Raw genomic sequence first — 21862 nt, 5'->3', positions numbered from 1 at the left:
AACACAATTTAACAGCAATAAAGTTTATAGATATATTTTAATAGTTTTGAATTTTGAAATTACAAGGTGCCAAATCATAAAGATCTATCAAAATTATCGGCTGCGGGCCTCCTTATCAGTTTAGGAATTATTTATGGCGATATAGGGACTTCACCTCTTTATGTATTTAAAGCCATTGTAGGCGGTCAGCATATTTCCGAAGTGTTAATATTGGGCGGCGTATCGCTCGTTGTGTGGACACTCACCCTGCAAACCACCCTGAAATATGTAGTGATTACCCTTCGTGCCGATAATAAGGGCGAGGGCGGCATATTCTCCCTGTTTTCGTTAGTGCGGCGCAGGGCAAAATGGCTTATAGTGCCCGCCGTAGTTGGTGGCTGCGCTTTACTGGCCGATGGTATTATCACCCCGCCCATCACCATATCATCGGCAATAGAAGGTTTACAAACATCATTTCCCGAAATTCACACCGTACCCATTGTAATTGCCATTATTATAGCGCTTTTTATTATTCAGCAATTCGGTACATCGCTGGTGGGCAAGGCTTTTGGCCCCATGATGTTTGTATGGTTTACCATGATGGGTGTACTGGGTTTTTCTTATATAGTACAGGACCCTACTATATTTAAAGCACTAAACCCTTATTATGCCTACCTGCTGTTAACCTCAAGCACACCAGGTATCCACCCCTTAATTATTATAGGCGCCGTATTTTTGTGTACCACAGGTGCCGAAGCCTTATATTCTGATCTGGGCCACTGCGGTCGCAGAAACATTCAGATCAGCTGGATCTATGTAAAAACAAGTCTGATATTTAATTACCTGGGCCAGTCGGTATGGCTTTTACAGCACAATGGCCAAAAGCTGGATCTTAACCTGCATAATCCCTTTTATGAAATTATGCCGGGCTGGTTCCTTATCTACGGTATCGGCATAGCTACCATTGCCGCCATTATTGCCAGCCAGGCGCTTATTTCCGGCTCTTTTACCCTTATTGCCGAAGCTGTAAGGTTAAACCTATGGCCAAAAGTAAGGATCAACTACCCAACCCTGCAAAAGGGACAATTATACGTGCCCAGTGTTAACTGGCTCTTGTGTGCCGGCTGTATTGGCGTGGTATTGCTCTTTAAACATTCAGACCACATGGAAGCGGCCTACGGCTTAAGTATTACCGTTGCCATGCTCATGACTACCATACTGGTATCCAACTTTTTAAGGCGCAAAAAGGTTCCCAATTACATTGTAAATACTTTTTTAATTGTTTACCTGCTTATTGAAGGTACCTTTTTAACAGGTAACCTGGTAAAATTTGTACACGGTGGCTGGTTCACCCTGTCAATGGGTTTTTGCTTATTTACCATTATGTGGACCTGGCACATTGCCCGTCAAATACGCAACCGCTACGTTAAGTTTATTAATATTGAAGATTATTACGGCATACTGAAAGAGCTGAGCGATGACGAAACCGTGCCGAAATATGCTTCGCAGCTGGTGTATTTAACCAGTGCCAATTTCAACTCAGAAATAGAGTCAAAAATCATTTACTCCATTATTCAAAAGCAACCTAAACGTGCCGATGTTTACTGGTTGGTACACGTTGACGTAATGGACGAGCCTTATAAAAAAGAATACGAGGTTGACTTTTTAGTGCCCAATAAACTGATACGGGTTGATTTTAAGCTTGGCTTCAGGGTTGAGCAACAAATAAACCTGCTTTTTAGAAGAGTAGTGGAGGACCTGGTTAAAAAAGGCGAGGTTGATATTACCAGTACCTATAAATCATTAAACAAACATAATATTGTAGGCGATTTTAGGTTTGTGGTGATTGAAAAAGTACTATCCCGTTCGCATAGCCTGTCGCTTTATGAAAGCTTTATAATGAGTTTTTATGTTCTGCTTAAAAAGTTAAGCCTGTCGGAAGAGCGGGGATTTGGGCTCGATTTAAGCTTTGTTACCGTTGAAAAGGTGCCACTGATGCTTACCCCTCCTGATGCTGTTGAAATACATAGGGTTAATTGATGTTAATTTAGTGTTATTGCAATGTATCTACAGCATTACTACAGATTGTTGCATTATATTTGTTACCATCCTATGTTAAATTGTTTTTGAAGCGTTGCGCACCCTTTAGTGGTACCCCTGACAATTGCTCATTTCAGTTTTTGAAGGATAATAACCTTTGGTTTCACATTAAAATAAGCTATTGTTGAAGAAGATAATCATCGCTATACTTGTGCTGGCCTCGTTTAAAGCTAATGCACAAACCGCAGCCGACACTACCAAGAAAAACGTAATTGATACTATAAAAAAGAATCTTTTTACGGCTCCCGATACGGTTAAAAAACTTCATAGCAATCCAAAATCGCTCATAGCGCCTATTGTGTTGATAGGGTATGGGGTATCCAGCTTTGTAATTCACCCTGTACGCCGCTTTGATTATTACATTAACGGCGAAATACAAAAGAGCGACCCTCATTTTCATACCAATGCCGAAACGTATTTTTTATTTACGCCGATAGCCTTAGTGGGTGCATTGGATTTGGTGGGTGTATCAGGCAAAAATACGCTGATTGACCAGGCAGGCCTGCTGGCTTTGTCGGGCGCTTTTGTAGGCGGATCGGAAGAGATCACCAAGAAATTAACGCATCGTGAGCGCCCTAATGGGGCCGATAATTTATCGTTCCCTTCGGGGCATACCGGGCTGGCGTTTATGGGTGCGGAGTTTTTGGCGCAGGAGTATTCTGAAAAATCACCAATTTATACCGTTATCGGCTATACCACGGCGGTGGCTACCGGCGTGTTCCGGATGTATAACCGCGATCACTGGTTCAGCGATGTAATTGCAGGTGCTGGTTTTGGTATATTATCAACCAAGGCTGCTTACCTGGTTTATCCTTATTTGCGTAATGCACTAACCCATAAAGATAAAAAAGGACGTTCCACCATGATTATGCCAACCTACCAAAATGGTGTCCCTGGGATGTCTTTTGCCATGAGGTTATAGTTATAGGTTTTTCCGTTCGTATCTTCTACTCACCCGAACATCTCCGCCTTTAGGCGGATTGTTCTCCCTCTCTCCCGCAAGCGGCAAAGAGGGTTTGGGAAGTTTCATTTATTTTTTTCGCCCTCTTTTTTGCTTGCAAAAGAGAGGGCAGGTCCAGCGAAGCGCCGACCGGGTGAGTAAACTCTGCGGGAGTCTGGCATGCCTGTCACCAAAACCAATGGAGCACTTTGGTAAGCCAAATGCAATCTTTATGAGATATAATTTCCCCGATTTTATGAATACATAAGTGCTTAGCTAACAGTGTTCAGTGTATCTTTTAACACGTTACAGTAAGCCTTTTAATGCCTTAATGCTGTCATAATACCATCATTTATACCCTTCATAAGCAGGGCAAATCAAACTATTCACTATTTATTTAGTTTAATATGGTATGAATGTTGTTATGAGATATCCGTGTAAAAACAATGAGCTCATAGCAGCTTGTTAACAAAAACGATATAACATGAAAAAGATATTTTTAAGTTTAACCATGTTGCTCTTTACCATTGCAGCATTTAGTCAACAGCAATTTAAACCTGTAAAAATTGATAGCCTGGTTACTATTTCTATGCCGGTAGGTTATCAGTTAAAGGATACCCTTGGTCAGCATATTTACGGAGCCAATGGCATGCTGGGGTATATGACCGTTATTGTTGCACCCAACGAAAAGAACAATGCTCCTTTAAAAAAGGAGAAAGACCTTAACAAAGTACTGAAAGATTATATTACCCATATCCAGGGCCAATCGAGCGGTGGTAGTGCGTTGCACGTGCGTGATACTACTGTTGGTACTTTAAAAGCAAAAGCATTTACGCTGAAAAGTGATGATGGTACAGGGACCTTTCAGTTCATTAATTTTGTACTGATTTATACACAGGATAATACCTACACATTTGAGTATGTATACCCTTCTGAAAGGCAGGAGTTGGTAAAAGATGAGTATAAAGCATTTATATCATCTATCAAATTATCGCCCGAGCTTCAAAGGAACGATCAGTACCTTTCGCCAGATACCGGTATGTCATCAACCGCAAAAATTGAAATTTATGGCAGCGTGACTCTGGTTATAGCCTTTGTTATAGTGTTGCTTGTACGCAAAAAAAACAACCTGATTGTGGGTTAATTCAGGATAAAAAATAATGGGAGATTGCCATTGTGGTAGCCGTGTTATGGTCCGCAATGGCAATTTTTATTTTCTGTTCAGTATAAACTGTTATGATTACCTTCTTTGCGCGAAGCGGATCGTCGGGATGAGTCAATACCGCCAATGCATTTGCGTTAATGTCGCTCGTATAGTCGACTCACCCGAACTTTGCTTCGCTCGTTCACCCTCTCTACGACAAGTCGTAAAGAGGGTTGGGGGAAATTATAATACTGGTATTGTCCAAATTATTCCTTTCTGTTCAACAAGCCCCTGTTCCATTTTGCGCTATGCAAAAAGGCTTTGTTATCTATCCAGCAGAGCCAGAAGATGGTAATAAACACACCCAATGCAGAGCCGGCAGTAACATCTTCAAAAAAATGCTCGCTTAAATACATGCGCGAGCAGCCTACCAGTATAGCGGTTATAAATAACAATATGCTCCAGCTTTTATTTTTAAGCAGATAGGTGAGTACCACCGCTGTTGAAAATGCGGTAACCGTATGGCCCGATGGGAAGCTATCGAACTTATCCAAATACATCCCTTTTACAAAATGAATTTCGCTTAAGCGATTGCTGAAGAATAATGCCGGGCGCGGTGCACTAACAATATGTTTAACTATTTGCGCCAATAGGGAAGTTACAGCATAAGCGCTGGCCAGTAAAAATGCCTTGCGGTAATTAAATAAAACCAGTATAAGTGCCAGTATAATGGTGGTCCAGCCGTTGCCCAGGTCGGTAAAATAGGGGGCCAGCCAGTCGGCCCAGTCGCTGTAATGGCTGTTTACGTTAAAGTAAATGGTCTCTTTACTAAATAATAATTTGATTGCCAGGCAACACAATAAAAGCACCAGATAAAGGATAAAAAACAGCCTGACTTGTTTTAAAACATCTTTTATTCCTATATTCATCGTGCAAAATAAGCATATCCTTATTCACTGCAAAAAAATCATTATGTTTACAGTACTTAGTTAAATTATCTGATTTAAATGTCGAAAAGTATATTCCGTAAAAAATCTATTCACAAAATTTTAGTTGATGTATCGAGCGGGTTCAGTGATGCAGAACATTCAGGTGGCTCACATCTGAAAAAAGAACTAAATGTAAAAGATCTTACCTTAATGGGGATAGCGGCCGTAGTAGGCGCAGGTATATTTTCGACAATCGGCCTGGCCTCCTTTAATGGCGGTCCGGGTGTAACCATATTATTTGTAATAACCGCCATTACCTGCGGTTTTTCTGCTTTATGCTATGCTGAGTTTGCCTCACGCATTCCGGTTGCCGGCAGTGCCTACACTTATGCTTACGCCTCATTCGGCGAGCTCATTGCCTGGATAATTGGCTGGGATTTGTTGATGGAATATGCCATTGGTAATATAGCCGTAGCCATATCATGGAGTACCTATTTTGTTAACCTGATGGAAGGTTTTCATATCCATATACCGGCATATCTTACCATGGACTATTACAGCTCCTTTAAAGCGCATAACATGGTGGTCGATTTTACCACAAAACATAACCATGCTGCCATAACCGACGAAATGAAACAGGGTGCAGCGGCATGGAGTTCGGCCCCGGGTTTTGGAGGCTTCAAACTTATTGCCAATATACCGGCATTGCTTATTGTGGTAATTATTACTTACCTGGTTTACATTGGCATACGCGAAACTAAAAAGGCTACCAATGCCATGGTGATTTTAAAAATAGCCATAGTGCTGGCGGTAATATGTATAGGCTTTTTCTACGTAACACCGGCCAACTGGCACCCATTTATGCCTAATGGTTTTGGTGGGGTGATGAAAGGTGTATCGGGCGTGTTTTTTGCTTACATCGGGTTTGATGCCATATCAACCACGGCCGAAGAATGCGAGAGTCCGCAACGCGATTTGCCACGCGGTATGATCTACTCGCTCATAATTTGTACCGTACTTTATATTTTAATTGCACTGGTACTTACCGGTATGGTAAGCTATAAAGACCTAGCCGTTGGCGACCCATTGGCTTACGTATTTAACAAAGTGCATTTAACCAAAATAAGCGGTATTATATCTTTCAGTGCGGTAATAGCTACGGCCAGTGTATTGCTTATTTTCCAGGTGGGCCAGCCCCGTATCTGGATGAGCATGAGCCGTGATGGTTTATTGCCTAAGGCATTTTCACGCATCCATCCAAAATATCATACCCCATCATTCGCTACTATTGTAACCGGTTTTGTGGTAGCTATTCCGGCGCTGTTTATGAACCTTACTGCGGTAACCGATTTAACCAGTATTGGTACCCTGTTTGCGTTTGTGCTGGTATGCGGCGGTGTGCTGCTATTGCCCCGCGAAGCTGCACAAAGCGGACGTTTCCACCTGCCATACTTCAACTCGAAATATATTGTGCCTGTTTTATTTGTTGCAGGCGTTTATTTTTTCAGGGCCGATATATGGGCACTGTTTACCGGCGCTAATGCGCACGAAAACTTCCCTTTGTTTTTGTTCATTATTTTGTCGGCTGTGTTAACCGTTGCTTCGGTTATCAAAAATCTGTCGCTAATACCGGTACTGGGCCTGTTAAGCTGCTTTTATTTAATGACTGAACTGGGCTATACCAACTGGCTGCGCTTTTTAATATGGTTGATAATTGGCTTGGTTATTTATTTTACCTATAGCTACAAGCACAGCTTACTGGGTAAAGAAAAAGTCCATGTGCAAGAGTAAACGGTGTTAAAGATAATCCGGGCAGTGCATTAACTTAACCCGGCTATTGTATTTTAGTTAATCTGTTCAAAAAACTATATGAATTTAAATATAATAGCCATTATTGGGTATTGCGCTGCATTTGGTACCACCATTTCGTTTTTACCGCAGGCCATAAAAACCATTCAAACTAAAGATACATCGGGCATCTCACTGCCCATGTATGCGCTGTTTACCGCAGGCACCCTTTTATGGCTGCTATATGGTATTTTGAGTGACAGCCTGCCCGTTGCCATTGCCAATGCCATTACCTTAATTTTTGCCAGTATTATTTTGGTTTATAAGATAAGGTATAAGTAGGAGGGGATAAGGAACTTACTCAACTTTTCTGACTGAAATTTAGCAAATAGGTATTATAAATCTAAACTAGCTATAGTTCTGTAATTTTCTAGAATGCTAAAAAAATTAGTCGAGATAACTGCCTGAGTTTAATCTAAAAAATTATATTTGTGTTAATATGTCTAAATACAAATCAATAGAAATTTGTGCAGGTGCTGGTGGTCAGGCATTGGGCTTGGAACAAGCTGGTTTTGAGCACGCTGTATTAGTCGAAATAGAACCATTAGCTTGTCAAACCCTGAAGTATAACCGCCCAACGTGGAATGTTATTTCAAAGGATATAAAGGAATTTACAGCGACGGAGTATACTAATATTGATTTACTGGCAGGTGGAGTTCCCTGTCCTCCATTTTCTTATGGGGGAAAACAACTTGGTCAGATGGATGAACGAGACCTTTTTCCTGAAGCGTTAAGATTAGTAAAGGAATGTCAGCCAAAAGCAGTTATGCTGGAAAATGTAAGGGGGCTTCTAGACAATAAATTTGAGGTATACCGTAAAGAGATTATCGCAAAACTTAAATCGATGGGCTATGAGGCGGAATGGAAATTGCTGAACTCATCAGATTATGGTGTATCACAATTGCGGCCGCGTGCAGTACTTGTCGCATTAAAAAAAGAATACTATCAATATTTTACCTGGCCAGAAAAATTGACCAAAAAACCAATTTCTGTCGGAGAACTTCTTTTTGAAGAAATGGCTTCACTTGGTTGGGAAAATGCTAATGCATGGGCTCGTAATGCAAAAACGATTGCTCCTACTCTTGTGGGCGGATCAAAGAAACATGGCGGTGCCGATCTTGGGCCTACACGAGCGAAACAGGCATGGGCAATCCTTGGTGTAGATGGTAAAGGGCTAGCAGATATGCCGCCAGTTAATGGGTTGCAGACGATGCCTAGGCTTACTTTGCAGATGACGGCACTAATTCAGGGCTTTCCAATAAACTGGAAGTTTATCGGTAAGAAAACACCTGCATACCGTCAGGTAGGAAATGCGTTCCCTCCGCCGGTAGCAAGGGCCGTTGGTACATCTATAAAAAAAGCATTTGAATTATATGAGCAAAAAAGCACAAAGGGGGCAGGGGTCGAGGTCAAAGCTGCGTGATTACTTCATCGAAAATGTAGGGTTCGTTCTCGATTCAGATACGTTAAGGGAAATTGCAGGGACCAGCGAATGGGGACGTCGCGTACGTGAATTACGCAACGAAGAAGGAATGAATATTGTTACGCATAATGACCGGAGTACACTTAAGCCAGGGGAGTATATGCTGTTAGATCTCAAGCCAGTTCCTTCATTTGAAAGAGGAATATCAAAGGAAACCAGAGCATTGGTGCTTGACAGAAATGGGTTTACTTGTCAGATGTGTGGTGCAGCTGCGGGCGAACCTAATCCTTATGATGCAAACAGAAAAACCAGGTTACATATCGGCCATATCATTGATAAATCAATGGGCGGCACAGACGAGCCCGGGAATTTACGTGCCATATGTTCTGTATGTAATGAAGGAGCTTCCAATCTTACGTTAGATAGGCCGAAGGCTATCAAATTACTTGCGCAGATAAGACGTGCACCTGCAAGCGATCAATTAGAAGTTCTTGAATGGATCATTAAAAAGTTTCCGGCACATGCTAAAAAGCTTATAGGTGAATAAATGACACTCATAAAGTTTTAAAAACCACCGCCAGTTCAAGCTTCCATGCTTGAATGGGCGATGCATGGATGGTGCTTTCTACAATCCGAAATCCCAATTCCGACTTCCGAAATCAATCCCTATATTCCCAAAACCTGTTTCAACTTTACATAACCCGTTTTACTTACCGGAATTTTAGCGCCCGATTTTAGGATGGCCAGGTGGGCATCTTTTTCGTAAGGATCAATACGGGTAATTTGTTGTATGGCAATAATGTAAGAGCGGTGAACGCGGACGAAGTATCGTGGATCGAGCGTTTGCTCAAAAAAGTTCATGGTTTTATTTTTCAGGTATGATCCTTCAGCAGTATAAACGCTTACGTAATCATCATCGGCAGCCAGGTATTCAACATCCTGTACCGGGATAATTTTTACCTTGGTGCCTGTTTTTACCACAATACGCTCATGCTGGGCAGGGGAGTTGGATGCTTCCAAAACCTCTTCTGTTTTCTTTGGCGATGCAGCTCCCGGCGATTGTGCCAGGTATTTTTCTATCGCTTTATTAAAACGATCTTTATTAAAGGGTTTAAGCAGGTAATCAACGGCGTGTGCCTCAAAAGCTTTAATGGCATATTCATCAAAAGCAGTGGTAAATATCACTGCCGGTTGGTGTTCTACCAGTTCCAGCATTTCAAAGCCGTTTATCTTAGGCATCTGCACATCTAAAAACACCAGGTCGGGCTGATATTGTTGTATAGCCTTTAATCCCTCAAATCCGTCATTACATTCCTGCAACACTTCTATCTGCGGAAACTCAAGCAAATACTCTTTTACAACCATGCGCGCTAAAGGCTCATCATCAATAATCAATGCACGTTTCATATTTTATAACTGCGGTACTTTAATAATAGTTGTAAATATATTATCATTTGCATGAGTTTCCATCAAATCATTGCGGGCAAATAATAAATAAAGGCGTCTTTGTACACCACGTAAGCCAAAACCGGTACCTTTTTTAGGGCGGGATGTTTGCGGATCGTATGGATTTTGTACCATTATCACCAGATAGCTATTGTCCATTTCGGCGCGGATGCTCACTATCACATCTCCGGTGGTATCGTACAAACCAAATTTAATGGCGTTTTCAACAATGGGCTGCAGCAGCATAGATGGTAGCAGGGCCTGTCCGCACTGCTCATCGCAACTGATCTCCGTTTGTAAACGGTGACCGAAACGGACTTTCTCAATATCAAGATAAAGGTTAAGGTGCTGTAGCTCGTCTGTTAAGGGTACCTGTAGCTGATCGTCCTTTTTCAAAGTGCCCCGTAAAAAGTCTGATAGCTGGTGTATCATCCGGCGTGCCTCATCGGGTTTAAAGCCAATGAGCGCATTGATGGAATTAAGACTGTTAAACAAAAAGTGCGGCTGCAATTGCTGACGCAAGTTATACAACTCTGCATCACGGGCCAGTTTTTCGGCTTCGGCCTTGCGCTTGTCGTTCTCCTTCTGGTCAATTTGCGAATAGTAAATGATACTGATCATACCAACCCAGCCCACAGCCAAAAAAGAAGTAAAAAAGCGGATGGTTAAGGAGTTGAGCAGGAAGTTACGATAAGCATCGCCATTGCAAAGCAAAGGCAATATCCAACGGCTGCCCAGTGTACAAATACCTGCCAGCGCTGCTACCCAAATTAAAATATTCATGTAGCTGCCCTTGCCCGGCTGGTAATAGCGCAGGTTATTGTTAATGAGCCAGCAAGCACAGCCCATTAATATGGCGCACACCAGACCATCAATAGCGGCTATGTACCAGAAAAAACCAAAACTATGCACCACATAGGTTTGTAGCGCGGCCCATGCCAGGTCGCCCAGTAAAAATGCGGTGTATAGCCTTGTTGCGGTAGGTGATGCCATTTTTGTTTGTCCCGGCTTGGATAAATACCCAATTCCAGCGCGTTTTTATGTTTTTATTTTAGCTGCCGGTATTCAATAACAATCGGGTTGTTGAATACCGGACAGGTGTGTGATTATTTGTTTTTTAGGTAGATGCCGGTTTAATAACTGCGGATATCAACCCCTGCAAAGATGGAAACACCTTTTAAAACAAGGAGCTTTTCGGTGCCAGGAGCTGCGGTGGTTTTCATCCGTTTATCGTCAATACTGCCAAAAACGGCGGCAATGTCTGATACTACCTGCCAATGCGATGGTATAATAATTTTGGTGCCACCGAAGATCTGGGTAATGTCCAGTATAATGCGGCCATTAATATCTGCCTGGGTAAAGTCAAGTTGTGCTCCGCCGAATATGTTTACCACTTCGCCACCTTTAAAATCTTTAGACAGGATGGTTTTCTTGATGCCCCCAAAAACGGAAACGGTGTCAAGGTAATCATCACCTGTAGGGCCGTAAGAAGTAGGGCGCGGTTGTACGGGCGGTGGGGTATCTGCAAGAGGTTCATCGGGCGTGGCTGCTTGATTAGGAGCTGTTTGTCCCATATCTGCGCGCCAATCCCATTTATTACTTCCGAAACGTTTTTCCCAGTGATCGGCATTATATTTATTATTGTTGCGTCTTAATATCATCCACAAACCAAAGGCTATTATTGATAAGGGCCAAAGTACGGCACCTGAGCCGGCCACGTTAATGCCTATTAAAAATACTACACCCAGTAATATTAATATAAATGACGATGGCTTGTGGAAATTGCTTTTGGCGCCCACAAAAAGCCCCCAGAATATTAACCACAATGGCCACCTGAACAACCAGTGCGGAATAAAAAAGAAGTCGAGCTGTTGTGCCAGCAGGAAAATACCTACTACCAGTAATACTATCCCAGCCAGGGCTTTGCCATTGCGGGGATTATTAGGGTATTCTATATCGTTGTTCATTATTATGCTATTTTAAATCTATTCCAAAACTAAGGTAACATTATAAGCTTGCCAAACAAAAACTGGCAGTTTATTTAAACATCTCGGTAAGCGGGTATAATATGTCGGTGAAAATGTTTAAACATTGAATTGGGGCTTGCTTATATGGCGGATAGTTTACTCACCCTGCCGTATTCCGCCTGATGGCGGATCGGCATCCCTCTCTATGACAAGTCATAAAGAGGGAAAGGGAAAATTAAAAAACTTTTTCTTTTTTCCCTCTTTGCCGGTTGCGGGAGAGAGGGAGAACGAGCGTAGCGATGTTCGGGTGAGTCACCTCTCCGCCTTTATTTCAACCCTACCTCCACACTCCAGTCGCTGCCGCTGCTTATGCTGTATTGTTTGGCAAAATCGCCCTGGTTTAAGGCAAATGATAATTGCAGTAAACTATTGATATACGCCAGCGGCTTACCCTCCGCTACCTCGCCAAAAGTTTGGCTGTAAGGCATGCTGCCCTGGTAAACCGATTTGTTTTTATAAAGGATAGTCACCTGTACAACATCACCAAATTGGGGTTTAAGCTGATTGAAAAGGGTATCGGGAATGTTGGTCCACACGTTGCCGTATTGCACATCCAGCGCGGGGATATTGCCTTTAATGGTTTTGCCGGAAAACTGCGCCTTTTGATAATTGATACTTACCACCTGTTGTACAGGTAATAGCGGGCCCACTTGCTCAAACGTTATTACGCCCGATGCCAGGCGCGCAGCGGTATAAGAATAAACATCCCTGCCGTGAAAGGTGTACGATTTTTGGGAGTCTTTACGTCGGTTGATTTTTTCATCAATCTGGCGGATCTGATCAATCCCTAGTGATTGTGCCACTAGGGTGAGCGTGCCATTATCAGGCGAAACAATAAAATGGCCCGATTTGGTTTTGAGCACCACCGACTTTCGATCGGTTCCAACACCCGGATCAACCACCGAAACAAATACGGTGCCTGCGGGCCAGTACCTTACCGTTTGCTCCAATCGATAAGCTGCTTCCCAAATGTTGTAGGCCGGGATCTCGTGGGTAAGGTCGAACAATTTTAAATCGGGTGATACTTCCATGGCAACGCCCTTCATTTCGGAAACGGCGCCATCTTTTAGCCCGAAATCGGTTTGATAAACCACCATTTTGTTTTGGGCGATAGATAGCTTCGCGAAAAGCAAAAACAGAATAATAGCAATTGGTAATTTTTTATTCATACAATTAATGGAAAAGATACCTGATACAAAATAGTAATTTATTATTTACACCGCATATTGGCAGAAATGTATATTTTTAAACCATCACAATTATAAATAATGGAACAAGAATATATTACTTCAACAGGCTATAAGATTTTATATGCCGTATTTGCCCTTGTATTGCTGGTTGGGTCAATAATAATGCTTGCAAACGTTGCAAAATCAGTTAATGGCGCAGAAGCATTACTCATATTCGCTGTTGTGGCTTTTGCCGGGGCGGTAGCCATCGCTATCAATCTTTATAAAAGAAAGGTAATTGTTTCAGACGAAAGTGTTTCATACTACTCTATCTGGGGTTCAAAAGAATTTTTAAAAGCGGATATCAAAGGATTCAGGGTAGCGGAAAAGGCAATTTATATTGAATCGGTAGTTGACGGTTATGGAAAAATAACTATTAGAGACTATGCCAGTATTGGCAGCTATAAAGAATTGATTCAATGGCTTAATGAACATTTTGCCGATTTAAACGCGGTAGATTATGATGCGGAAAGAAACGAGATTCTGCAGGATACCAGTTTAGGACGTACAGAGGAGGATAGGGATTCTGTATTAAAAAAATCACGCCAGCTAACCATGTATTATGGTTTTGGGGGCATGGGGTTATTCTTTTTTACCGCCTATGCACATATGACGAATCCTATATTGGCAATTGTAACGCTGCTTTATCCCATAGCGGGTATAGTTATAATGGGCACCAGTAAAGGAATAATAAGGTTGTTTGCCAAAAAGAACAGCGCCTACCCAGCCATTTTTACCGGTTTGTTTTTATCATCAATGGCCGCCGTAATACAGGCGTTGTTGAATGCGGATATATTGAGCTATGATAATTTATGGATGCCTGCCATTGTATTTGCAGTGATCTGTTTTGCGGTGTTATACTACCTTTCTGTAAAGAAGGCTAATGCTACGCTGGGCAGCCAGATTATATTCATCATTTTAACATCGGCTATTTTAGGGTTTGGGAGTTCGTTATTAATGAATTGTGCACTCGACCAGTCATCACCACAAGTTTATGCAGCTACCGTAACTGATGCCCACATATCGCATGGCAAAAGTACAACCTATCATATTGTAATTGGACAATGGGGCCCGCACCAGAAAGAAGAAAACGTTGCCGTACCCGCATCATTTTACTACAAGGTGCAGGTTGGTGGGCAGGTAAATGTAAACCTTAAAAAAGGCTTGCTAAATGTGCCCTGGTTTTATTTGACAAAGTAAAATATGTAGAGCTTGAAAAGGTGCTAACATTGCAGGTTACTATTTACATCAATTATTGCCGTTAATGTATATTTTTAACCCATCACAATTATAAATAATGGAAGAATTTACCAATTCAAGAGGTTATAAGATATTCTACAGTATTGCTGCATTTTTAATGATCGCATTTGCGCTGTTCCTTTTGTCGCTTGATCGCTCCAGAACAGGTGATGGCCTGTTGGCATTTCCCATAGTTATATTTCTGCTTGCCCTTTGGATTATTGTAAGCCAGATTAGAAGAAAGATCATTATTTCTGCAGATGGCATCATCAGTATAAATGCGTTTGGTACTAAAGAGATACCAACCGCAAACGTAAAAGGTTGCAGAATTACTCCCAAAGTGATCGTAATAGAATCAGCAGCTCCAAATCACACTAAAATCACCATTAATAATTATTCGGATTTAGGGAACAGTGAGGATTTGGCCAAATGGCTAAAAGAGAACTTTGCTGATTTGAATGAAGTTGATTTAAAGCAGGAACAAGAAAAACTAGCAAACGATACCAGTCTTGGAGCTACCGAAGAGGAACGCAATAAAAAAATTGAAAAAGCCAAGCAAATATCAATAGCATACAATATTTGGGGAGGCGTTGGCGGTTTTGCCATGTTATTCTTCAGTAACAAATTCACCGTGTTATTCCTGTTTCTTTATCCTTTAGCAGGGATTTTGGTTATGCAGTTTAGTAGCGGGCTGATTAAGTTTGTATCAGACAGTAAGAGAAGTGTTTATTGGTTTATTGTGATTGGCTTTATGGTTCCGGCTATAATTACACTTGTTAAGTCAATTGGCGATTATGAGATTTATCAGTTCCAAAATGCCTTTATTCTGATAATTATTAGTGCACTATTCATTTCCTTCCTTTTATACAAAACTGGTATTAATAATGCTTTGCCTAAAGGCGGCCAAATATTTTTCATGCTTTTAATATCAGTTATGTATATGTATGGAAACATTGTTACCATTAATTGCGTTTTTGATGAGTCAAAACCTCAGATAATCTATACCAAAGTTGAAAGTGTTGATATAAGCAATAGTAAAGGCACACACTACTATCTTTATTTAAAACCATGGGAAGAACATGGCAGTCCAGGGAGTATTGAGGTTTCAAGCAAAATTTACTATCGGCATCCTGTAGGCAGTAGTATAACCGTAAACCTAAAGCATGGTTTGTTTAACATTCCCTGGTTCACGGTTTCTAACTAATATCGTTCAACATAAAAAAGACGCCGGACAAGTTTCCCTGCCCGGCGCCTAACCACTATGAAAATTAACCTGTATTATATCTCTGTATATTTATTATTGGCCTGGTAAGGCTCGTCTTTGTATTTGTTGTTATGTTTTAATACCATCCAGGTACCTACGCCAATGATGGATATTGGCCACATAAACCTGCCGGCATTATCAATGTTTTGGGTTACTAAAAAGGCAAAGCCCAGTACGGTTACCCAAATCCAGAAAGGTTTTTTGAAGTTGTATTTATAGCCCATGTAAAAGCCATAGCCTATCATCCACATTGGCCAGCTAAACAGCCAGTGAGGGAAAAAGAAAATATCAAGCTGATTGATCAGCAATACGCTGCCGATGATTAATATAATGATGCCTGCAAGTGTTTTGCGGTTTGTTTTATTTGGGATGTCTGTTAAAGTTGTCATTGCTATTAGTTTTAAATCTTACCCAAATGTAGGGCGATATAGAACCGCGGGCAATGCAATATTGGCAGGCAGGTTGCGGAAGTCGGCAGGGAGGGATAATTTGTCGGTAAACAACGCTACCGTTTTTTACCGTTAGTTGTTGCTCTTATACTTAGCCCTCGATACTAATATAGCAGGCATGTTCTCTTTTGCCCAGTGGGTAAGGCTCTCAATAAAAGGCAACAGGCTTTCGCCAAGCGGGGTAAGGCTATACTCCACCTTCGGTGGTATTTGCGGATACATCTTTCGGTCAACCAGGCCATCTGCTTCCAGGGTTTTAAGCGTTACGGTAAGCATCTTTTGCGATATATTGCCAATTAAATTGTTCAGCTCGTTAAAACGCAGCGTGCCACACTCGCCTAAAATAGAGATAATGAGTATCGACCATTTGTCGCCCACCCTGTCCAGCACGTTTCTAACCGGACAATCATCCACCAAACTGTAATTTTTATAATTTTCTGCAATCATAACTAGTTGTTTTTCAGTAATACTTACCCGGGGGTAAGTGACTGATTTAAAAGTGCCTTCTTGTTTTGTAGTAGGTTACTATTTACTTTTAACTCTCTAAAAGTAAGTAATAAATTTTATTCATTAAAAAAACAAAAAACAATGAGCCATATTTTAGTAACCGGTGCAACCGGCCAATTAGGTAAAGCAGTAACCGAAAGCCTGCTGAAAAAAACAGCAGCAAGCAACATTCATATTTTGGTACGCGATGCCGCCAAAGCTGACGGATTTAAAGCGCAGGGCGTTACCATTCATGTGGGCGACTATAGTGATTATGCATCGCTGGTAAGTGCTTTTAAGGGGATTGATAAAGTTTACATGGTATCGGGCAATGATATTGCTAACCGTGCCCAGCAGCATGACAATGTGGTAAACGCCGCTAAAGAAGCAGGAGTAAAGCACGTGGTGTATACCAGCTTTCAGCGCAAAAACGAAACTGATACCACACCCATTGCTTTTGTGGCCCACTCGCATTTAAGCACCGAGGCAAAACTGAAAGCATCGGGGTTAAATTACACCCTATTGCAGCACGGTATTTATGCCGATATGATTCCCATTTTTGCTGGCGAACATCTGCTGGATACCAAAATTATTTATTTGCCTGCCGGCGATGGTAAAACAGCTTTTGCACTGCGTACCGATCAGGCCGAAGCGGGTGCAAACGTATTGCTGGATGAAAGCGGGAAATACATCAATAAATCATTTGAACTGGCTGGTAGCGAAGGTGTATCATGGGCGCAAATTGCCGAAATTATAAGTGGTATTACCGGGGTAAAAATAAACTACGTTGCTGCTTCAGTACCTGAATTTGAAGCTACACTTACCAAAGCAGGCGTACCTGCCGAATATATTGGTCTTTTTGCAGGCTTTAGCCAGGCCAATGCGCAAGGTGAGTTTGAAAATGTTACCAATGAGCTGGAAACTATTTTGGGCCGTAAGCCTGTAAGTGTTGCTACTTACCTGCAATCGGTTTATAAAAAATAATAACAGATCTGCCTAAAAAGAAAAAGCGGAATGGTGAAATCCATTCCGCTTTTTTGCTATAATAATATCGTTGTTTAAACTTCAGGCTCCTGCTGACTCAAACAATGGAAACTACCCAGTCCCCAGATGATATCGGTAGAGTCAATGCCGATAACTCTCCTTTCCGGGAAGCACTGTTGTAAAATATCCAGCGCCTTATCGTCATTTTTTGAACGGTAGGTGGGTACCACAACGGCAGTATTGCCAATATAAAAGTTAGCATATGATGCCGGTAAACGTTGATCGTCGTAGATCACCGCATCTGGCATCGGCAACTCAATAATATTTAATTGCTTGCCGTTTAGCAGGCGCATGGTTTTAAGGGTTTGCAGGTTTTCCTGTAAGATGTGGTAGTTCTCGTCGTTTTTATTTTCTTCAACAACGGTAACTACGGTATCTTCATTTACAAAACGGGTAATATCATCAATATGTCCGTCGGTATCATCACCAACAATACCATCGCCCAGCCAAAGCACCTGCTGCATACCATAATAGTTGTACAGGTATTCTTCAATTTGCTGCTGATTTAAGTGCGGGTTTCGGTTTTTGTTGAGCAAACAAGCAGTAGTAGTTAATACAGTACCGGCACCATTAAAATCAACCGAGCCGCCTTCCATTACTATACCCGGATGGTACACCGGCAAACCAAAATGCTCACCAATTTTGGTAGGAATCACATCATCCAGCTCAAACGGCGGATATTTGCCGCCCCAGGCATTATAGCCCCAATCAACAATTACTTTTTGTTTAGTATTCTGGTTTACTAAAAATGCGGGCCCGTGATCGCGGCACCAGGCATCATTGGTTGCAAAATCAAAAAACTCAACCCTGGTTAAATCAACCCCAACCATTTGCAGCTGCTGTTTTGCAAAGGCTTTCATTTGCTCATCGCCCACATTAATGCGCACCAGTTCGCCTTCGGTAAGCGCTTTTACAAACTCGGCATAGCGATGATAGATCATGCCTATTTTGCCCGGCCATGATTCCTGTTTATGCGGCCAGCTCAGCCAGGTTGCCGTATGTTTGGCCCACTCAGCAGGGAAGTGGAAACCTGATTGGGAAGGAAAAGTTTTTAAGTCCATAGTTTATGAGGGTCCATAGTCCATGGTCCATAGTCCATGGTAGGAGTTTTTTGTGATATAATATTTATAACGTATTTCTTAAAGAGGTGATCATTTTCGTAAGTGATTGATATTCGTTGTATAGCTTTTGAAAATCATCATCTGTTATTATATTTCTTTTTTTAGTGATAAACAAACAGGAAACTACTTCTATTGCCGACCTTAACGAATAGCCCAGAAAAGTTTTAAAAACAGGATTGGTTTGCCCGGTACATCCCTCAGCAATATTTAGTACTACAGAATCCGCAGCTCGTTTTATTTGCGAAGTTAAAATGAACAACTCATCCTTTGGGAAACTTTTTTTTGTTAAAAGATCAATATCTTCAGTTAAATCCAAAGCCTTTTGCCATACCTGAAGATTCTCAAATTTAAACGCCATTATTTTCCAGTGATTTTATGTTTGGATGGATGCTAGTTTAATTCAAAAACCATTTTCCAGCCATGGTCTATGGTCCATCGACCATGGACTAATTTACTCCTCGTCAATAAATCGTTTAGTTATTGGCTGGTAAGAATCAATCCTCCTGTCGCGCATAAATGGCCAGCGGCTGCGATAATAATCTGATTTATCCAAATCCAGTTCCTGCACGGCAATATCTTCGGTTTCGTGAGGTGATTGATAAATTACGGTACCAAATGGATTGGAAAAAAATGATCCGCCCCAGAATTTAAGTCCTGCTTCTTCACCTGCGCGGTTAACACTCACTACGTGTACACCATTTGCCACAGCATGTGAACGTTGAATGGTTTGCCAAGCATTATATTGTTCTACATTAGTGGCTTCATCCTGCGTGGTGGCCCAGCCTATTGCTGTTGGGTAAAATAATATTTCGGCACCCATTAATGCAGTGATGCGGGCAGCTTCCGGATACCATTGATCCCAGCAGATCAACACACCAATGGTAGCGTATTTGGTTTTAAACACTTTATAACCCAGATCACCAGGGGTGAAGTAAAATTTTTCGTAAAAACCGGGATCATCAGGGATGTGCATTTTGCGGTATTTACCAAGGTAAGTACCATCGGCATCTAAAACAGCGGTAGTATTGTGGTAAAGGCCCTGCGCACGTTTTTCAAATAGTGAGGCAATAATTACCACATTCAATTCTTTAGCAACAGCTGATAAAGCATCGGTAGACGGACCGGGAATAGCTTCGGCAAGTTTAAAATTGTCGTAGTCTTCCACATCGCAAAAATAAAGTGAGGTAAATAATTCCTGTAAGCAAATTATTTGTGCACCCTTTTTGGCAGTTTCGCGAACCTTGCTGATTGCTTTATCTAAATTTTCCTGTTTATTGGCAGTACAGCTCATTTGTACCAGGCCTACATTTACTTTACTCATCCCGCTAAAAATTTGCGCAAAAGTAGTGATTTTTAGTGCGAAATAGGATAGGGTTGAGCGTTACATTGATAAAAATTACGGTGGGATGAGGGTGGGGGAAATGTGTACGGGATGATGCCGCGCGTAGAGTAGACTCACCCGGTCGACGCTGCGCTGGACCGCCCTCTCTTCGCCTTTGGCGGAAAGAGGGTGAAAAAATAAAAGACCTATTTTCTAACCCTCTTTATGGCTTGCCATAGAGAGAGTCGACAGGCAAAGCCTCGTCGGGGTGAGTCGACTCTGCGAGCAGCTTTTTATAACCAACAAAAAATTTTCCTCAAATCTCATATCTAAAATTTACATTTGAAGCATGAGTATTGTTGTTGAATCATTAACCAAAGTTTACGGTGCACAAAAGGCCGTGGATAACATTAGCTTTAGCGCAGAGCCGGGAGTATTGGGTTTTTTAGGTCCCAATGGTGCGGGTAAATCAACCACCATGAAAATACTGACTACGTTTATTCCGCAAACTTCGGGCAAGGCATCTGTGTGTGGTTTTGATGTGGAGCAAGCGCCTATAGAAGTTAAACGTAATATTGGTTACCTGCCAGAAAATAATGCCCTTTATTTGGATATGTATGTAAAAGAATCAATGGCTTTTATAGCCAGCATACACCAAATGGCATCGCCCCAAAAACGTATTGAGGAAGTAATAGAACTAACCGGGCTGGTACCCGAACAACATAAAAAAATAGGACAGCTATCCAAAGGTTACCGCCAGCGTGTAGGCTTGGCGCAGGCTATTTTGCATGATCCGCAGGTGCTGATATTGGATGAACCTACCTCTGGCCTTGACCCTAATCAGTTAATCGGCATCCGCCAGTTGATCCTCGATCTGGGAAAAACAAAAACAGTTATCCTCAGTACGCATATTATGCAGGAGGTTGAAGCTGTTTGTAATCATGTAATCATCATCAATAAAGGAAAAATTGTAGCAGATGATACCCTGGAAGGATTAAGAAATGCCAATCATGGCAAAACCCTAGAAAATATATTTATCGGCCTTACTAATGGTTAACCATTAATGGTCACTACGTCTCACTCGTAAATAATCCATCATCTTTCATTTATGGTGATGGATTTGCCTTAAAGAAAATACAAGGCTGTTGAACAACAGTCTTTTAAAAATAATAAGCAACATTTAACTTGTTCTTTCCGTAAATAGGCTCACTTATGGTAGTCGTTTCACAACTGTAAGTTAAAGACCTTATTAAAAATGAAATTTGTTTTACTTTTTGTAGCTGTACTATTTCTGGGTACAGTATCCTGCTTTGCACAAGCGCAAACCGATAGCCATTTAAGTTTAGGAGTTGAATATGGTATACCAGTTGGGGCCGCAAGTACATTTTATGGCACTGTTATAGGTGCCTCGGCTAAGTTTGAGCGGCCGGTTGCAGCAAGTCCTTTCAGTTTTACTTTAACTGCTGGTATAACAGATTACATTGTAAAACTTGATGATAATATTTCTGTCGACAATGCTACATATGTGCCAGTAGAAATTGGTGGCAAATACTATTTTTCAAAAATAGCCTATTTTGAGGGCGATTTGGGCGCTTCGGTAAATGTAAATCCAAATTACAGCGCATCAAGGGCAGCTTTTATTTATGCACCCATTATAGGCGTATCGGCCCCAACCAATAAACATAAAGCGACTATTGATATCGGTTTACGATACGAGGGCCGTGTTGAAAGCGGTGGTACCGTAAGCCAGATTGCTCTGCGTGTTGCTTATCGTTTCAAGATAAAATAAAGCTGAAAAAACCACAGTGTGAAATAGTAATGTATAGTTAAGTTTAAATATTCCTTGGGATAAAAAAGCTGCAAATATTTTTTA

Annotated in this window: 22 protein-coding genes; 12 read left to right on the top strand and 10 right to left on the bottom strand. The window is 41.5% G+C overall.

The window, feature by feature from the left end; genetic code table 11:
• Window positions 1-66: 66 nt before the first annotated feature.
• From JN11_RS07655 to JN11_RS07645, 3 genes are all read left to right on the top strand, one after another.
• Window positions 67-2019, top strand: coding sequence for a KUP/HAK/KT family potassium transporter (locus JN11_RS07655; protein WP_144911302.1), 1953 nt, complete (start codon window positions 67-69; stop codon window positions 2017-2019).
• Between the two features lie 184 nt (window positions 2020-2203).
• Window positions 2204-3001, top strand: coding sequence for a phosphatase PAP2 family protein (locus JN11_RS07650; protein WP_144911300.1), 798 nt, complete (start codon window positions 2204-2206; stop codon window positions 2999-3001).
• 502 nt (window positions 3002-3503) lie between these two features.
• The gene (locus JN11_RS07645; RefSeq protein ID WP_144911298.1) at window positions 3504-4163 is read left to right on the top strand and encodes a hypothetical protein; all 660 of its coding nucleotides are present in this window, start codon (window positions 3504-3506) and stop codon (window positions 4161-4163) included.
• Window positions 4164-4429: 266 nt separating this feature from the next.
• On the opposite strand, the gene JN11_RS07640 is transcribed toward JN11_RS07645, so the two are convergent.
• A complete protein-coding gene (locus JN11_RS07640) occupies window positions 4430-5092 on the bottom strand; it encodes a phosphatase PAP2 family protein (protein WP_144911296.1) in 663 nt (220 codons plus the stop codon).
• 78 nt (window positions 5093-5170) lie between these two features.
• Here JN11_RS07640 and JN11_RS07635 point away from each other — a divergent pair, with 78 nt between their 5' ends.
• The 4 genes from JN11_RS07635 (at window position 5171) to JN11_RS07620 (ending at window position 8910) form a co-directional block, all read left to right on the top strand.
• Window positions 5171-6883, top strand: coding sequence for an amino acid permease (locus JN11_RS07635; RefSeq protein WP_144911295.1), 1713 nt, complete (start codon window positions 5171-5173; stop codon window positions 6881-6883).
• A 78-nt stretch (window positions 6884-6961) separates the two neighbouring features.
• Window positions 6962-7222, top strand: coding sequence for a SemiSWEET transporter (locus JN11_RS07630; protein WP_144911293.1), 261 nt, complete (start codon window positions 6962-6964; stop codon window positions 7220-7222).
• A 157-nt stretch (window positions 7223-7379) separates the two neighbouring features.
• The gene (locus JN11_RS07625) at window positions 7380-8363 is read left to right on the top strand and encodes a DNA cytosine methyltransferase (protein WP_144911291.1); all 984 of its coding nucleotides are present in this window, start codon (window positions 7380-7382) and stop codon (window positions 8361-8363) included.
• Window positions 8364-8472: 109 nt separating this feature from the next.
• Window positions 8473-8910 (top strand): HNH endonuclease, encoded by a 438-nt coding sequence (locus tag JN11_RS07620; protein ID WP_246138958.1) that lies wholly within the window; start codon window positions 8473-8475, stop codon window positions 8908-8910.
• Between the two features lie 119 nt (window positions 8911-9029).
• Here the strand turns inward: JN11_RS07620 and JN11_RS07615 are convergent, their stop codons facing one another.
• The 4 genes from JN11_RS07615 to JN11_RS07600 all read right to left on the bottom strand — a co-directional run bounded on the left by JN11_RS07615 (window position 9030) and on the right by JN11_RS07600 (window position 13005).
• The gene (locus JN11_RS07615) at window positions 9030-9770 is read right to left on the bottom strand and encodes a LytR/AlgR family response regulator transcription factor (protein WP_144911287.1); all 741 of its coding nucleotides are present in this window, start codon (window positions 9768-9770) and stop codon (window positions 9030-9032) included.
• A gap of 3 nt (window positions 9771-9773) precedes the next feature.
• Window positions 9774-10802 (bottom strand): sensor histidine kinase, encoded by a 1029-nt coding sequence (locus JN11_RS07610; protein ID WP_144911285.1) that lies wholly within the window; start codon window positions 10800-10802, stop codon window positions 9774-9776.
• A gap of 140 nt (window positions 10803-10942) precedes the next feature.
• Window positions 10943-11776 carry a LiaF transmembrane domain-containing protein gene (locus JN11_RS07605; protein WP_144911284.1) on the bottom strand — a complete coding sequence of 278 codons (834 nt, stop codon included), beginning with the start codon at window positions 11774-11776 and terminating at the stop codon, window positions 10943-10945.
• A gap of 326 nt (window positions 11777-12102) precedes the next feature.
• On the bottom strand, window positions 12103-13005 hold the full coding sequence (locus JN11_RS07600; protein ID WP_144911282.1) for an SAM hydrolase/SAM-dependent halogenase family protein: 903 nt from the start codon (window positions 13003-13005) through the stop codon (window positions 12103-12105).
• 99 nt (window positions 13006-13104) lie between these two features.
• On the opposite strand from JN11_RS07600, the gene JN11_RS07595 reads away from it, so the two are divergent.
• On the top strand, window positions 13105-14265 hold the full coding sequence (locus JN11_RS07595) for a hypothetical protein (RefSeq protein ID WP_144911280.1): 1161 nt from the start codon (window positions 13105-13107) through the stop codon (window positions 14263-14265).
• Window positions 14266-14362: 97 nt separating this feature from the next.
• Window positions 14363-15508 (top strand): hypothetical protein, encoded by a 1146-nt coding sequence (locus tag JN11_RS07590; protein WP_144911278.1) that lies wholly within the window; start codon window positions 14363-14365, stop codon window positions 15506-15508.
• A 74-nt stretch (window positions 15509-15582) separates the two neighbouring features.
• On the opposite strand, the gene JN11_RS07585 is transcribed toward JN11_RS07590, so the two are convergent.
• Both JN11_RS07585 and JN11_RS07580 read right to left on the bottom strand, forming a co-directional pair.
• Complete coding sequence (locus JN11_RS07585; protein ID WP_144911276.1) at window positions 15583-15957, bottom strand: LiaF transmembrane domain-containing protein; 375 nt, start codon at window positions 15955-15957, stop codon at window positions 15583-15585.
• Between the two features lie 132 nt (window positions 15958-16089).
• On the bottom strand, window positions 16090-16464 hold the full coding sequence (locus JN11_RS07580; protein WP_144911275.1) for a winged helix-turn-helix transcriptional regulator: 375 nt from the start codon (window positions 16462-16464) through the stop codon (window positions 16090-16092).
• A gap of 141 nt (window positions 16465-16605) precedes the next feature.
• Between JN11_RS07580 and JN11_RS07575 the strand changes: the two genes are divergently transcribed.
• Window positions 16606-17487: an SDR family oxidoreductase gene (locus JN11_RS07575; protein ID WP_144911273.1), complete on the top strand. Its 882-nt coding sequence runs from the start codon at window positions 16606-16608 to the stop codon at window positions 17485-17487.
• Window positions 17488-17561: 74 nt separating this feature from the next.
• On the opposite strand, the gene JN11_RS07570 is transcribed toward JN11_RS07575, so the two are convergent.
• The 3 genes from JN11_RS07570 to JN11_RS07560 form a co-directional block, all read right to left on the bottom strand.
• A complete protein-coding gene (locus JN11_RS07570; RefSeq protein WP_144911271.1) occupies window positions 17562-18608 on the bottom strand; it encodes an agmatine deiminase family protein in 1047 nt (348 codons plus the stop codon).
• 64 nt (window positions 18609-18672) lie between these two features.
• The gene (locus JN11_RS07565) at window positions 18673-19026 is read right to left on the bottom strand and encodes a four helix bundle protein (protein ID WP_144911269.1); all 354 of its coding nucleotides are present in this window, start codon (window positions 19024-19026) and stop codon (window positions 18673-18675) included.
• 93 nt (window positions 19027-19119) lie between these two features.
• Complete coding sequence (locus JN11_RS07560; RefSeq protein ID WP_144911267.1) at window positions 19120-19989, bottom strand: carbon-nitrogen hydrolase; 870 nt, start codon at window positions 19987-19989, stop codon at window positions 19120-19122.
• Between the two features lie 349 nt (window positions 19990-20338).
• On the opposite strand from JN11_RS07560, the gene JN11_RS07555 reads away from it, so the two are divergent.
• Window positions 20339-21046, top strand: a complete 708-nt coding sequence (locus JN11_RS07555; protein ID WP_144911265.1) for an ATP-binding cassette domain-containing protein — start codon at window positions 20339-20341, stop codon at window positions 21044-21046.
• Window positions 21047-21244: 198 nt separating this feature from the next.
• Complete coding sequence (locus JN11_RS07550) at window positions 21245-21778, top strand: hypothetical protein (protein ID WP_144911263.1); 534 nt, start codon at window positions 21245-21247, stop codon at window positions 21776-21778.
• Window positions 21779-21862: the final 84 nt, after the last annotated feature.

Source organism: Mucilaginibacter frigoritolerans (genome assembly GCF_007830615.1).
Lineage (GTDB): Bacteria > Bacteroidota > Bacteroidia > Sphingobacteriales > Sphingobacteriaceae > Mucilaginibacter > Mucilaginibacter frigoritolerans.
This window is presented reverse-complemented; position numbering and strand designations above follow the sequence as displayed.

Bases quoted from the DNA above. Each gene is read 5' to 3' on its own strand.
- JN11_RS07575 (WP_144911273.1), top strand. From the start codon at position 16,606: ATGAGCCATATTTTAGTAACCGGTGCAACCGGCCAATTAGGTAAAGCA.
- JN11_RS07590 (WP_144911278.1), top strand. From the start codon at position 14,363: ATGGAAGAATTTACCAATTCAAGAGGTTATAAGATATTCTACAGTATT.
- JN11_RS07610 (WP_144911285.1), bottom strand. From the start codon at position 10,802: ATGGCATCACCTACCGCAACAAGGCTATACACCGCATTTTTACTGGGC.
- JN11_RS07640 (WP_144911296.1), bottom strand. From the start codon at position 5,092: ATGAATATAGGAATAAAAGATGTTTTAAAACAAGTCAGGCTGTTTTTT.
- JN11_RS07630 (WP_144911293.1), top strand. From the start codon at position 6,962: ATGAATTTAAATATAATAGCCATTATTGGGTATTGCGCTGCATTTGGT.
- JN11_RS07620 (WP_246138958.1), top strand. From the start codon at position 8,473: ATGAATATTGTTACGCATAATGACCGGAGTACACTTAAGCCAGGGGAG.
- JN11_RS07605 (WP_144911284.1), bottom strand. From the start codon at position 11,776: ATGAACAACGATATAGAATACCCTAATAATCCCCGCAATGGCAAAGCC.
- JN11_RS07625 (WP_144911291.1), top strand. From the start codon at position 7,380: ATGTCTAAATACAAATCAATAGAAATTTGTGCAGGTGCTGGTGGTCAG.
- JN11_RS07555 (WP_144911265.1), top strand. From the start codon at position 20,339: ATGAGTATTGTTGTTGAATCATTAACCAAAGTTTACGGTGCACAAAAG.
- JN11_RS07635 (WP_144911295.1), top strand. From the start codon at position 5,171: ATGTCGAAAAGTATATTCCGTAAAAAATCTATTCACAAAATTTTAGTT.
- JN11_RS07600 (WP_144911282.1), bottom strand. From the start codon at position 13,005: ATGAATAAAAAATTACCAATTGCTATTATTCTGTTTTTGCTTTTCGCG.
- JN11_RS07585 (WP_144911276.1), bottom strand. From the start codon at position 15,957: ATGACAACTTTAACAGACATCCCAAATAAAACAAACCGCAAAACACTT.
- JN11_RS07580 (WP_144911275.1), bottom strand. From the start codon at position 16,464: ATGATTGCAGAAAATTATAAAAATTACAGTTTGGTGGATGATTGTCCG.
- JN11_RS07550 (WP_144911263.1), top strand. From the start codon at position 21,245: ATGAAATTTGTTTTACTTTTTGTAGCTGTACTATTTCTGGGTACAGTA.
- JN11_RS07645 (WP_144911298.1), top strand. From the start codon at position 3,504: ATGAAAAAGATATTTTTAAGTTTAACCATGTTGCTCTTTACCATTGCA.
- JN11_RS07565 (WP_144911269.1), bottom strand. From the start codon at position 19,026: ATGGCGTTTAAATTTGAGAATCTTCAGGTATGGCAAAAGGCTTTGGAT.
- JN11_RS07595 (WP_144911280.1), top strand. From the start codon at position 13,105: ATGGAACAAGAATATATTACTTCAACAGGCTATAAGATTTTATATGCC.
- JN11_RS07560 (WP_144911267.1), bottom strand. From the start codon at position 19,989: ATGAGTAAAGTAAATGTAGGCCTGGTACAAATGAGCTGTACTGCCAAT.
- JN11_RS07615 (WP_144911287.1), bottom strand. From the start codon at position 9,770: ATGAAACGTGCATTGATTATTGATGATGAGCCTTTAGCGCGCATGGTT.
- JN11_RS07570 (WP_144911271.1), bottom strand. From the start codon at position 18,608: ATGGACTTAAAAACTTTTCCTTCCCAATCAGGTTTCCACTTCCCTGCT.